Genomic DNA, 12,467 nt, shown 5'->3' on the forward strand with positions numbered 1-12,467 from the left:
GGGTGCAAGCTGCATCTCTCAGGAGACATCACCATGTCGCTCGACATCCAGGCCAATCCGCGCGGCGTCGCCGTTACGGATAAGGCCGCCAGCCGCATTCTCTCGGTGATGGAGAAGGAGGCGCCCGGCTCGATGCTGCGCGTCAGCGTCGCCGGCGGCGGCTGTTCCGGCTTCCAGTACATCTTTGACGTCGACCATGAACAGGCGCCCGGCGACCTCGTGATCGAGCGCGACGGCGCCACCGTCCTGATCGACGAGACCTCGCTCGATCTGCTCGAAGGCTGCACGATCGACTTCGTCGACGACCTCGTCGGCCAATCGTTCAGGATCACCAATCCCAACGCGACGAGTTCCTGCGGCTGCGGGACGTCGTTTGCGGTGTGACGAGGAGCTGTCATTCCGGGGCTTCGCAAAGCGAAGAGCCCGGAACCCATAACCACAATGCTCTCAGAACCCGGCCCGAAATGACTGAGTGATTTCAACGGCTTCGTGTTTGTCGTCCGAGGGTCGTCATTCCGGGCGCAGCGCAGCGGAGACCCTGAATCCATGCCTGACCCTCTCAAGACCAGCGTTCCGGCATGGATTCCGGATCGGCGCCGCTAAAGCGGCTTGTCCGGAATGACGGTCCGTTGGGTGAAAGATATGAGAAGACACTGAAATTGTTCAATTCATCGCGCCAGGCTCCCGGGACGAAACGAAACGTCCGAGCCTTCTTTTCATAAACCGGTGTGTATGGGTTCCGGGCTCGCTGCTGTGCAGCGCCCCGACCATGACGGCGGAAGCCCTCAGTGAGAACTCGGGACGCCGCCCTCTTCCACCCTGATCTCGGCGGCCATCAGGCCCTTCGGCCCCGGCCCGTAGCGCACCAGCACCGTCTGGCCCGGGATCAACTCGACGATTCCGTAGCGCCGCAACGTCTCCATATGGACGAAGATATCGGGCGAGCCCTCGCCCTTCGAGACGAAGCCGAACCCGCGCAGGCGGTTGAACCACTTCACCACCATGCGCTCGAGCCCGCTCGTCGGCGTCACCGCGACATTGGTGCGCGCCATCGGCAGTTCGGAGGGATGGCGCGCCGCGCTGGTGTCGATCGAGAGCACGCGCACCGCCTGCCGGCCGCGCGTCTTCTCGATCGCCTCCAGCACGATATGGGCGCCCTCGGCGATCGCGGTGAAACCATCGCGCTTCAGGATCGTCACATGCACCAGCACGTCCGCGCCGCCATCCTCGGGCACGACGAAGCCGTAGCCCTTGCTGACGTCGAACCACTTCACATAGCCGGAGACCTCGACGCCGGCTTCATGGCCGAGCCCGTCGGAGCCGTCGAAGCGGATCTCGCGATTGAGCGACTGGATCGGACCCATCGGTGGCCGCCCGCTCTCACCGAACTCATCGGACATATGCCGCTCACCCCCACGCGAATGGCTTGATTCGTGAAAGTCACGATAGCATCGCTGCCGAGTCGCGATACAGCCCGGCAAGCCTCATCCACATCTGCGAGGCGGAAAAACTGAGACAGACATCTTTGCGACACAGTCGAGGACCTGCACAAGGTTGTTGCACAAGGCCGAGGCCCATAGCTGACGGAGAGTTCTATGGCGGATCTTGCGACGCTCGCCATGTTCACGGCAGCCTCCATCGTGCTGACGATCACGCCCGGCCCCGACATGCTGCTGATCGCCTCGCGCAGCCTGAGCCAGGGCCGCATGGCCGGGCTGATGACCTATGCCGGCATTGCGGCCGGCAGTTATCTCCAGGCCTTTGCCGCAGCCTTCGGCCTGTCACAGCTCTTCATCATGGTCCCGGCGGCCTATGAGATCTTGCGTTGGGCCGGCGCGGCCTATCTCGCTTGGCTGGCCTGGACGACACTGCGCTCGGCAGCGCCGCTGTTCTCGCCGACGACGGGCGCAGCCCGGCTGCCGATGCGCCGCATCTTCGTCCAGGGCCTGCTGACCAACCTGCTCAATCCCAAGATGGCGCTGTTCATGCTGGCGCTGCTGCCGCAGTTCCTGCGGCCCGAGACGGGTTCCATAGCGCTCCAGGTCATCGTGCTAGCGACCATTCTCAACGCGACCGGCCTCGTCACCAACGGCATCGTCATCCTGACGGCAAGCCGCCTCGGCCAGGCGCTCGCCCGCCGCCCGCATCTGGCCCGCTGGCCGCAGAAGCTGATGGGCGCGGTGTTCGGCGCGCTGGCGGTGAGGCTGGCGTTGTCATCGCGGGAGTGATCGCATTTTCAATTGGTCTACGATTCTTAATCAACGCTGCTTAATAGTAAGATCGGAGAATTGCTCACCCGAAAGATGACAAATGAAGGCTAACTCGAAGCGGATATTCCAGTGGTGGTGCTCACTGTTTGGTTTGACGGATCAAGTTCACATCAATTTGGTTACGGTCATTGTGGCCGCAGCTACCTTTCTGTGGGCAGCTTCGACCTTGCTGTCTCTAGCTGTTATGATTGTTATACGGGCGGTCACGTAAATTAACGCTCGCACTTTAGAGCCTATGTATCGACGAACATCACCACCAGGTCGCCACCGGCCTTTGCAGCCCACCGACGCCCCTACTCCGCCAACCGCCCCAGCACCTCCCCAATCTCCGCCCGCACCACCAGATCGGCGACTGGGTCCAGCTCCGTCGGCTCGCGGTTGACGATGACGAGCTTCGCCCCGCTGCGCTTGGCGATCAGCGGGAAGGTCGCGGCGGGGAACACCATCAGCGAGGAGCCGACGACGAGGAAGAGATCGGCCTGCAAGGTCAGCGCATGCGCCTTGTGCATCTGCGCCTGCGGCATCGCCTGCCCGAACGAGATCGTCGCCGATTTCACCGGCCCGGCGCACATCGTGCAGGCGGGCGGCTCGCCCGTCGCCTCGAAGGCCGGGCGGATCGCGTCGAGTTCGTGGCGCCACCCGCAATTCAGGCAGGTCGCATAGGTGCCGTTTCCGTGCAGTTCGACGATGCGGTCGTCGGGAATGCCAGACGCCTGGTGCAGCCCGTCGATGTTCTGGGTTATGAGACCGGGCGAGCGGCCCTGCGCGATCAATCGCGCCAGCGCGCGATGACCGCGATTGGGGCCGGCGCCCCGATAATGATCGTCCATCGCGAATTTCCGCCGCCACGCCTCGATGCGCGCCTCGCGGCTGGCGGTGAAGGCCTGGAACGGGATCGGCTTGTTGACCATCCAGGGCGAACCCGGCGTACGGAAATCCGGCACGCCCGATTCCGTCGAGATGCCCGCCCCGGTGAATCCGACGATCGCAGCAGCCCGGTCGAGCAGCGCATGAAGCTCGTCGATCGCGTCGTTGGTCTCGTCCTGCATCCGCTCGTCCGGCTCCGGCCTGCCCCAGCCTTATAGATATGGGGCGGCAATGGCGGGCTGTCCAAGCGATTGACGGACACGGCGCCAGATCCCAAAGCTGCGGACCATGCTCAAGCCGTCGCACGCCGCCCTGAATCCCGATCTCCTCGACACCGGCACGCCGCCGATCCCGCAGGCGCAAGCCTGGGCGCGGGCCTATGACGGCCGCCACGGCCCGCTGATCGACCTGTCGCAGGCGGTGCCGGGCTCCGCCCCGCCCGACGAACTCCTGCGGCGGCTCGGCGAGGCAGCCGCTATGCCCGACAGCGCCCGCTATGGCGCAATCACCGGCGACATGCGGCTACGCGAGGCCTATGCAGCCGAAATCTCGCGCATCTACGGCACGACGATCGCACCCGCTCAGACCCTGATCACCTCGGGCTGCAACCAAGCCTATGTGGTGACGATGATGGCGCTCGCCCGCGCCGGCGACAACGTCCTGCTGCCGACACCCTGGTACTTCAACCACGAAATGACGCTGACCATGCTCGGCATCGCATCGCGGCCCCTGCCCTGCGAGCCCGCCGCCGGCTTCGTCCCCGACGTCGCGCAGGCCGAGGCGCTGATCGACGCGCGCACCCGCGCCATCGTGCTGGTCACACCCAACAACCCGACCGGCGCGGTCTATCCGCCTGAGACGATCGCGGCCTTCGCCGCGCTCTGCGCAAGGCGGAAGATCTGGCTGGTGCTCGACGAGACCTATCGCGATTTCCTGCCCGAGGGCGTTGCCAGGCCCCATGAAGTCTTTGCCGCAAGCCGCTGGCAGGATTCCGTCATTGGGCTCTACAGCTTCTCGAAAGCCTATGCCGTGCCGGGCTGGCGGTTAGGGGCGATCACGGTCGGCGAGCAGATCGTCGAGCAGATCGCAAAGGTACTCGACTGCGTCCAGATCAGCCCGGTGCGCGCCGGCCAGGCCGCCATCACCTGGGGCATCGACGGCATCCGCGACTGGCGCGAGGCCAACCGCGCCGAGATCAACGCCCGCGCCGCCTTGTTTCGCGAGGCGATGGCGCCGCTTAACGGCTGGCGCGTGCTCGCGGCCGGCGCCTATTTTGCCTATGTCGCCCATCCCTTCGAGGATGTGTCGGCGGCCGATGTCGTGCAAAGGCTGGTCGGGGAGCGCGGCGTGCTCGCCCTGCCCGGCCCCTATTTCGGCCCCGGGCAGGAACGCCATCTGCGCATCGCCATCGCCAATGTCGCCGCCGACAAGATCGCGGGGCTGGGCGAAAGGCTGCGCGGGTTCGCCATCTGACTCTCGGAAACTTTCATTCGAACCACCGCCGTCATTCCGGGCGGAGCGAAGCGGAGACCCGGAATCCATCATAAGGCACCGTCAGCGCTCTATGATGGATTCCGGATCGGCGCCGCTACGCGGCTTGTCCGGAATGACGCCGCTTCCGCGAGAAAGTGGGAACTCTCAGCGAAACATCGCCGCGTAGCGCTCGCGATAGGCCCAGACCAGCAACCCACCGGTGACGATCAGGATGACTGCGACCGGGATGCCCTGCGGGTTGATCGCGAAATGGAACGCCACGATCACCGTCATCACCGGCGCGATCAGCGCCAGCCCGAAAGCCGGCACGATGTTCAGCAGAAGGCTCAGCGCCCCGGCGAGATTGACGGTCTTCAGCAGCGGCCAGAAGAAGCCGGAATTCTGCAGCGCCGCCTCGAAGACGAGGCCCCGCTCGCTGGTCGGGGGGTGGATCAGGTGAGCGCCTGTCGCCAGCCACCAGAAGCCATCGATGGCACTGACGAGGAAGAGAAGTCCGAGAACGGTGCGCGGCAGCGCCACCATGAGAAAATTGCGCATTGAAAACCTGTGAAGTGCCTGGGGAAGAACGGCCGGAGCGGCCGACCGCCGCCCCTTGGCGCCGGCAGAGCCGCTTTCGCGGCGACCGTCCTCACATCGTCGCGCCGATCTGCCAGGGCACGAACTCGGCATCGCCATAGCCCATCGCCTCGGATTTCGAATGCTCGCCCGAGGCCACGCGCAGCAGATAGTCGAAAATCTCCTTGCCCTTGTCCTCCAGCGTCACGCCGTCGAGGACATCGCCGCAATTGATGTCCATATCGTCGGTCTGCTTCAGATACATCGGGGTGTTGGTGGCGAGCTTGACCGAGGGCGTCGGCTTGCAGCCATAGGCCGAGCCGCGGCCGGTGGTGAAGGCCAGGATATTGGCGCCGCCCGCGACCTGCCCCGTCGCCGAAACAGGATCGTAGCCCGGCGTGTCCATATAGACGAAGCCCTTCGACCGGACCGGCTCGGCATAGTGATAGACGGCGGCAAGCGTCTTGGTGCCGCCCTTGGCGGCCGCGCCCAGCGACTTCTCCAGGATGGTCGTGAGACCGCCGGCCTTGTTGCCGGGCGACGGGTTGTTGTTCATGTCCATCCGGGCGCGCGCCGTATAATCCTCCCACCACTTGATGATGCCGACGAGCTTTTCGCCGACCTCGCGGGTGGCGGCACGCCGCGTCAGCAGATGCTCGGCGCCGTAGATCTCCGGCGTCTCCGACAGGATCGCCGTCCCGCCATGCTCGACCAAGAGGTCGACGGCCTTGCCGAGCGCCGGATTGGCGGTAATGCCGGAATAGCCGTCCGAGCCGCCGCATTGCAGCGCGAGCATCAGCTCCGAGGCCGGCACCGTCTCGCGCACTGCGCGATTGGCGATCGGCAGCATCACCTTCAGCGCATCGATACCGGCCGCGACCGCCTTGCGGGTGCCGCCGGTCTCCTGGATCGTCAGGGTGCGGAAGACGTCGCTCTCCTCGACGCCATAGGCCTCCTTCATCCGCTTGATCTGGAAACCCTCGCAGCCGAGCCCGACGACGAGGACGGCCGCCATGTTGGGGTTGCAGGCATAGCCCCAGGTGGTGCGCTTCAGCACCTCGAAGCTCTCGCCGTTGTAGTCGATGCCGCAACCGGTGCCGTGGGTCAGAGCGATCACGCCATCCACGTTCGGATAGTCGGCGAGCAACCCGGAACGCTTGACCTCCTCGGCCATGAAGCGCGCCGCGGAGGCCGAGCAGTTCACCGAGGTCAGGATGCCGACATAATTGCGCGTGCCGGCCTTGCCGTTTGCCCGGCGGAAGCCCTCGAAGGTCGCCTGCTGTTCGACCGGCAGCACGAATTCGGGCTTGGCCTCGGCGCAGAAGGCATAATCGCGCTCGAAAGCGTGGAAACCGGTATTGTGCTCATGCACCCATTCACCGGGCAGGATATCGACGGTGGCAAAGCCGATGATCTGGCCGAACTTGCGGATCGGCTCATCCTTGACGATCAGGCTGAGCGCCATTTTGTGTCCACGCGGAATCCGCTTCAGCGCCGTCACCCCGGCAGCGGTGACGCCGAGGTCGATCGGATCGACCGCGACGGCGACATTGTCGATCGCGTTCAGCCTGAGGGTGCGTGGCGGCGTGATCTTGTCGAGCATGGGAAACCATTGGCTTGAGCACCGCGGAGGCCGCAGCAAACTAACTAAGCAATGCGCCTCCCGGCGTCAGTTTTCAATCGGTTGAAACGACAGCCTGCCCTGCGGGTACCATCCGCAACGAAAAAGCCCGGCCAGACGGCCGGGCTTCTCGTATGACACAACGCAACATCGGGAGCCTGTCGCCGCCGGCGGGCGGCGCGGGCTTCCGTCTAGATCACTTGGTGGCCGGAACGGCCTTGGCGACGATGCCTTCGAACGGCTTGTAGGCGTCCTTGGCCAGGGCCTGGTAAAGCTCGCCCATCTTCGTCATCTGGGCAACGGCGCCCTCGAAAGCGGTCTTGACGTAGTCGGTCTGGATCTCGAGCGCCTTGTCGAGGGTCTTGACGCCAGCGAGCTTCTCGATGGTCGCGGTGCCGGCCTCGAAGGACTTCTTGGCGTAATCGGTGGCCTCGACGGCGATGCTCTGCACGCCCTTGGAGGTGACGCCGAAGGCCTTCAGGGCCGCATCGACGTTCTCTTTGGAGGCCTTCTGGATCGTCTCGAACTGCTGGATCATGTTTCTTCCCTCGGCACCGTGATGCCGCCTCTGGTGACGAGCCCATGCGGGCCCAGGTTTCTCGTCCCAAGGTCGGATGAAGAGGTCATCACCGGGACTGCTTTGATATTGTGCACCGCAACATAAATGTCAAGGCGACATTGCGATGCACCCAACGCAAAAGGTTCAGGAGTGGACCTTCGCGATCTTTAACGGCTCCGTAACTGCATTCCCCTAGCCTCCCTCACTGTGTCCTGAACGCCACGCTTCGAGAGGCGGGATGGACCAGGGACACGCGTTTTAGTTGAGGCGGGTTGCATGGCTTTTGGTTGCGTTGGTTCCCGGCGCGCGCGGATTCGTGCGTTTGTCGGCCTGATCGGTGTCGTCGCGATCGCGCTCAGCGTGGCCGCGTCTCCGGCGGAGGCGGCGCGCAAGAAGCGGCGCCATGTCGGCGGCGGCTATGCCCCGCCCTATGCCGCGATGGTCGTGGACGTGAAGAGCGGCCGCACTTTGCACGCCGTCAACGAGGATGCGCCGCGCATCCCGGCTTCGATCACCAAGGTGATGACGCTTTATCTCCTGTTCGAGCAGCTCGAGCGCGGTAAGTTCAACATGAACTCGGAGTTGACCGTCTCGGCCAACGCCGCCCGCGAATCCCCCTCCAAGATAGGCTTCAAGCCGGGCGAGACGATCGAGGTACGCGACGCAATCCTCGCCATCGTGACCAAATCCGCCAATGATGTCGCGACCGCGATCGGCGAGAACATCGCCGGCTCCGAGGATGATTTCGCCCGGATGATGACCAGCCGCGCGCGTTCACTCGGCATGCGCAACACCAGTTTCTACAATGCCCATGGCCTGCCGCATAACCCGCCCAACATCACGACGGCGCACGACCTGACCATTCTCGCCCGCGCCATCCAGGAGCGCTTCCCGCGCTATTACCCGATGTTCTCGACGCGGGTGTTCAACTATGCCGGCGGCGCCTATCGCAACCACAACAAGCTGCTCGGCCGCATCGAGGGCGTGGACGGCATCAAGACCGGCTACACCAACCTGTCGGGCTTCAACCTGATGACCTCGGCCAAGGCCGATGGCCGCCACATCGTCTCCGTCGTGCTCGGCGGCCGCTCCGGCGCCTCGCGTGACAAGATCATGGCCGATCTCGTCGTCGCCAGCCTGCCCCGCGCCGCCACCAGCGGCCGCGCCTCCACCCAGATCGCCGAAGCGCCCGAGCCCGAGGAACGTCCGCGCCAGGCCGCTCCGGTCGCGGCGGCCCCGCAGCCGGTCGCCGTCGCCGCCATCGAGCCCGCTCCGCTGCCGGTGCCGCGTCCCCGCATCGAGCAGGCACCTCAGCTTCCCGCCGCCGCCCGCGCCTATGCGGCCCCGGCTGCGCCGACCACGACTCCGATCGCCCCGCCGCGTCCGCTGAACGCTGCCCCGCAGCAGTTGCAGCTCTCCGGCGTGCGCCCCGTCACCGCGACGACGACGCCCTCGGCCATGCGCTGGTCGATCGGCGCGCCTGCCGCCGACGGCAAGATCCTGCGCCCGCCGGCCAATGTCGACGTCACCTCGTCGATCGCCAGAGTCGCGGAGCCGGAGGAGAAGACTGCCGCGCCCGCTCCCGAGCACAAGATCGAACTGCGCAAGCCCGAGATGGCCCCCGCCATCGCCGAGAAGAAGCCGGAGAGCGGCATCACCACGCTCGCCAAGGCCGCCGCCGATACAAAGGCCAGCGACGCCCGCAGCGCAGCAGTCGTCCCGACCGGCAGGTGGATCATCCAGCTCGGTGCCACCGATGATGAGGCCAAGGCCAAGGACATTCTGGTCCGCGCCCGCGCCAAGGCCTCGGGTCCGCTCGCCGACGCCTCGGGCTTCACCGAGAAGGTCGAGAAGGGCGGCTCCACCCTGTTCCGCGCCCGCTTTGCCGGCTTCGAGGACCCCAAGGACGCCGAGAAGGCCTGCGCCAGGCTCAAGCGCGACGGCTTCGCCTGCTTCGCCACCCGCAGCTGACCAACGGAAAGGATCGCAGCCATGACACTCCAGCCGCACACCTTTCCCCAAGCCTCCGGCTCACTTCAGCAAGCCTCGGGCTCACTTCAAAAGGACGTCCTTGGCCTGGTTGACGCGGGCAGCAAGGCCGCTGGTGCCGCCGGCATCCGGATGGATGCGCTTCATCAAGGCCCGATGGGCCTCGCGGACCGCCTGCTCGCCCGCCCCCGGCTGAAGCCCCAGGATCTCGTAGGCCTCCTGCTGCGGCATCGCGCCCGTGCCCGGCGCGCGTCCCTGCCCCGTGTCGCCGTGACCGTCTGCGTGTTCACGCCAGCCGGGCGTCCGGCGGTCGAGATAAGCCTCTAGCAGCCGCGCGCCCTCCGGGTCGCCGGCAAGGCATTCGCGCATCAGCAAGCCGAGCTCCGGCAGGTCGAGCGCGTCCAGTTGGCGCCCCGCAAAGCTGCCGGCGACGGCCTTGCCGGTCATGCCGCCGCTGTCATGGTCGAGTTCCAGCTCCAGCAGCGCCGAGACCACCTTCGAGCGGGCGCCGGGCGTCTCGACCTTGCCGCCGCCCCAGGGAAAACGCATTCCACCCGGCCCATAGGCGCTCCAGCCCAGCAGCCAGGCGCCGAGACCGCCCACGAACACCGCCATGTCCAGCCGCCCGCGCAGCATCAAAACCGCCGCGACACCCAGCGACAGCACGCCGCCGCCGGTCTTGAGAACCTTGGCGAGCAGCTTCGGGTTCGTGCCCGCAAACAGCTTCGAAACCCACCAGACCAGGATCGCGACGCAGATCCCATAGAGCAGCGTCACCGGCGGCCTCCATCCATCGCGGCGAGCAGGCCCTTCGCGACGGGACTGCCGCCCGCGAGCCGGAGCAGCGCCTCGCGCCCGCCGCTGGCATAGGCCGCGGCCCCGCGCAGCAGGTTCAGGAGCGAGTCGGGCGCCGCCGCGTCGAATCGCGCATGCGCCCCGCCGGTCAGCCGCGCCATCGTCGCAAACGCTTGGCCGGCGGCAGCGTCATGCCCCTCCTGGAACAGGAACCCGCGGATGCCGCGCAGGCCGAGTTCGCCGGCCAGCGCCGCAAGCTGGTCGACATCCTCCTCCATCGCATCGCCGACGAAGACGAAGGCGCGCACCGGCACCGTCTTCGCCTCGTCGCGGACATGCCTGAGCACGCGCGCGATCTGCGTCTGCCCGCCCTCGCAAGCGATGCCGCGCATCAGCCCGTTCAACCGCTGCGGTTCGCCGATCCAGCCCGAGGCGCGGCACTCCATCAATCCGCGGAAATAGACCAGCTGCACAGCGAGCCCGCCGCTCGCGGCCGCCACCTCGAACATGCGCGCCTGCAGCGAGCAGGCGAGATCCCAGGTCGGCTGCCGGCTCATCGTCGCGTCGAGCGCGAAGACGAGCCGCCCCGCCTGCCCGCTGGCCAGCGGCGCGAGCTGCTTCGCCGCGCCGAGAAACCGGTCGATCTCGCCGGGGGCGGAACGGCCTGCAGTGGCAGGTGCGTTCCCAGCCGCCTTCTGGACGGCCCTGTCGGTCTTGTCGTTCATGCATCTGATATTGGCCATTGCCCGGGCATTTGCTACCCGTCCGCGCAATGGGAGTGCACGCGCAATGACGCAGGTCGCAATATTCGAAACCGTTTCCGCCATGCGCGCCGCCGTCGCGGGCTGGCACGCAGCTGGGGAAAAGGTCGCATTGGTGCCCACCATGGGCGCGCTGCACGCGGGCCACATCGCGCTGGTCACGGAAGCGCAGCGCCATGCCCGCCGCGTCATCGTCTCGATCTTCGTCAACCCGACGCAGTTCGCCCCGCACGAGGACTTCAAGAAATACCCGCGCACCTTCGACAACGACCGCGCCCTGTTGGCCGAGGCGAACGCCGACGCGATCTTCTACCCCTCCGTCGAGGAGATGTATCCGGCCGGCTTTGCCACGCGCATCCTGCTGCTCGGCCCCGCCGCCGTCGGCCTCGACGACCGGTTCCGCCCGACCCATTTCGAGGGCGTCGCCACGGTTTGCTGCAAGCTCTTTACCCAGTCGCGCGCCGACTATGCCGTCTTCGGCGAGAAGGACTATCAGCAGCTCAAGGTGGTGACGCGCATGGCCGCCGATCTCGACCTCGGCATCGAGATCGTCCCGTTGCCGACCTTCCGCGAGCCCGACGGCCTCGCCATGTCCTCGCGCAACCGCTACCTCTCGGCGGAGGATCGCGAGCGCGCCCCGTTGCTGCACAAGGTCATGCAGGAACTGGCCGCCCGCCTGCGCAACGGCGAGGATTTGTTCAAGGCCGTGGCCGAGGCGCAAGGCGAGATCATTTCGGCCGGCTTCGAACTCGATTACCTCGAAGCCCGCCACACCCAGACGCTCGCACCGGTCACCGGCCTCGGCGACGGGCCCGTCCGGCTGCTGGTGGCGGCAAGGCTCGGCGCGACACGACTGATCGACAATATCGCGGTGTGAGCGGGCATCGACCGCTCCAGAGGCGCCGTCATTCCGGACAAGCCGCGATAGCGGCGCCGATCCGGAATCCATGCCGGAACGCCCGGTTTCAAGGCTCGGGCATGGATTCCGGGTCTTCGCTTCGCTGCGCCCGGAATGACGGCGCGGAGAGGCCGCTACAGCAACCCCAGCTCCGCCAGCTCCCGCCGCATCGCCTCCGCCATCACGCCCAGATCGCTGCCGCGCTCGGCCAGATCCTTCGGCTTGTCGGCGTCGGCCAGATAGCGCCAGCCCTGGAACGGCCGGCACGGACGTGGCGCAACCGGGACCACCACCGGCTCCAGCACGAGATGGCAGCGGCCGATGCCGTCCGCATCGGTGAAGGGCCGGACCGCCGTCAGCTTCTGCCGCGCCGAGACCTGGCCCTTGATCACCCAGTAGAGCGAGCCCTCGTCCATCAGCTCGTCGAGGCGCTTGGGCACCATGCGGGTGGTGTGCGTCTGCTCCTCGGGCCGGCCCATGCGCCGGCGCATCAGCATCTGCTCCTCGATCCACTCCTCGAGGTCGGCGATCGATTCGGCTCCGACGCAGAGCTTGAGCATGTGAAGCGGCATGGCCGGCAATCTAGTGCGGCCCGGGCGAGCCTGCCAGCACCGGCAGCGCTTCTCCACAGGCCGCCTCTCGGATAGCGGGGGTGACG

13 protein-coding genes are annotated in these 12,467 nt (G+C 66.4%); 5 read left to right on the forward strand and 8 right to left on the reverse strand.

Going from position 1 to position 12,467, the window contains the following annotated elements; translation table 11 throughout:
- The first annotated feature begins 33 nt into the window (after nt 1–33).
- Nucleotides 34–384: a HesB/IscA family protein gene (locus AXW83_RS07920; RefSeq protein WP_066612118.1), complete on the forward strand. Its 351-nt coding sequence runs from the start codon at nt 34–36 to the stop codon at nt 382–384.
- Nucleotides 385–785: 401 nt separating this feature from the next.
- Here the strand turns inward: AXW83_RS07920 and AXW83_RS07925 are convergent, their stop codons facing one another.
- Entirely contained in the window at nt 786–1,400 is a 615-nt protein-coding gene (locus AXW83_RS07925) for a cold-shock protein (RefSeq protein ID WP_066612120.1), read from the reverse strand.
- A 195-nt stretch (nt 1,401–1,595) separates the two neighbouring features.
- Between AXW83_RS07925 and AXW83_RS07930 the strand changes: the two genes are divergently transcribed.
- Nucleotides 1,596–2,228: a LysE family translocator gene (locus tag AXW83_RS07930; protein ID WP_066612122.1), complete on the forward strand. Its 633-nt coding sequence runs from the start codon at nt 1,596–1,598 to the stop codon at nt 2,226–2,228.
- 335 nt (nt 2,229–2,563) lie between these two features.
- Here the strand turns inward: AXW83_RS07930 and AXW83_RS07935 are convergent, their stop codons facing one another.
- Nucleotides 2,564–3,319 carry an SIR2 family NAD-dependent protein deacylase gene (locus tag AXW83_RS07935; protein ID WP_066612123.1) on the reverse strand — a complete coding sequence of 252 codons (756 nt, stop codon included), beginning with the start codon at nt 3,317–3,319 and terminating at the stop codon, nt 2,564–2,566.
- Between the two features lie 106 nt (nt 3,320–3,425).
- On the opposite strand from AXW83_RS07935, the gene AXW83_RS07940 reads away from it, so the two are divergent.
- Nucleotides 3,426–4,610: an aminotransferase gene (locus AXW83_RS07940; RefSeq protein WP_066612125.1), complete on the forward strand. Its 1,185-nt coding sequence runs from the start codon at nt 3,426–3,428 to the stop codon at nt 4,608–4,610.
- 165 nt (nt 4,611–4,775) lie between these two features.
- On the opposite strand, the gene AXW83_RS07945 is transcribed toward AXW83_RS07940, so the two are convergent.
- The 3 genes from AXW83_RS07945 to AXW83_RS07955 all read right to left on the reverse strand — a co-directional run bounded on the left by AXW83_RS07945 (nt 4,776) and on the right by AXW83_RS07955 (nt 7,345).
- Nucleotides 4,776–5,168, reverse strand: a complete 393-nt coding sequence (locus AXW83_RS07945; protein WP_066612127.1) for a hypothetical protein — start codon at nt 5,166–5,168, stop codon at nt 4,776–4,778.
- A 91-nt stretch (nt 5,169–5,259) separates the two neighbouring features.
- Complete coding sequence (locus AXW83_RS07950; RefSeq protein ID WP_066612128.1) at nt 5,260–6,789, reverse strand: UxaA family hydrolase; 1,530 nt, start codon at nt 6,787–6,789, stop codon at nt 5,260–5,262.
- Between the two features lie 214 nt (nt 6,790–7,003).
- The gene (locus AXW83_RS07955; protein WP_066612131.1) at nt 7,004–7,345 is read right to left on the reverse strand and encodes a phasin family protein; all 342 of its coding nucleotides are present in this window, start codon (nt 7,343–7,345) and stop codon (nt 7,004–7,006) included.
- Nucleotides 7,346–7,642: 297 nt separating this feature from the next.
- Between AXW83_RS07955 and AXW83_RS07960 the strand changes: the two genes are divergently transcribed.
- A complete protein-coding gene (locus tag AXW83_RS07960) occupies nt 7,643–9,337 on the forward strand; it encodes an SPOR domain-containing protein (RefSeq protein WP_082767012.1) in 1,695 nt (564 codons plus the stop codon).
- An 81-nt stretch (nt 9,338–9,418) separates the two neighbouring features.
- On the opposite strand, the gene AXW83_RS07965 is transcribed toward AXW83_RS07960, so the two are convergent.
- Together AXW83_RS07965 and AXW83_RS07970 are read right to left on the reverse strand one after the other, a co-directional pair.
- Nucleotides 9,419–10,132: a J domain-containing protein gene (locus AXW83_RS07965; protein WP_066612133.1), complete on the reverse strand. Its 714-nt coding sequence runs from the start codon at nt 10,130–10,132 to the stop codon at nt 9,419–9,421.
- Nucleotides 10,129–10,875: a hypothetical protein gene (locus AXW83_RS07970; protein ID WP_066620096.1), complete on the reverse strand. Its 747-nt coding sequence runs from the start codon at nt 10,873–10,875 to the stop codon at nt 10,129–10,131. Before AXW83_RS07970 ends, AXW83_RS07965 begins: the two co-directional genes overlap by 4 nt.
- Before the next feature lie 64 nt (nt 10,876–10,939).
- Here AXW83_RS07970 and panC point away from each other — a divergent pair, with 64 nt between their 5' ends.
- A complete protein-coding gene (gene panC / locus AXW83_RS07975) occupies nt 10,940–11,788 on the forward strand; it encodes a pantoate--beta-alanine ligase (protein WP_066612135.1) in 849 nt (282 codons plus the stop codon).
- A 155-nt stretch (nt 11,789–11,943) separates the two neighbouring features.
- Here panC and AXW83_RS07980 read toward each other — a convergent pair whose 3' ends face one another.
- Complete coding sequence (locus tag AXW83_RS07980; protein ID WP_066612137.1) at nt 11,944–12,381, reverse strand: DUF1489 family protein; 438 nt, start codon at nt 12,379–12,381, stop codon at nt 11,944–11,946.
- Nucleotides 12,382–12,467: the final 86 nt, after the last annotated feature.

The sequence above is a fragment of the Bosea sp. PAMC 26642 genome (assembly GCF_001562255.1).
Taxonomy (GTDB): Bacteria; Pseudomonadota; Alphaproteobacteria; order Rhizobiales; family Beijerinckiaceae; genus Allobosea.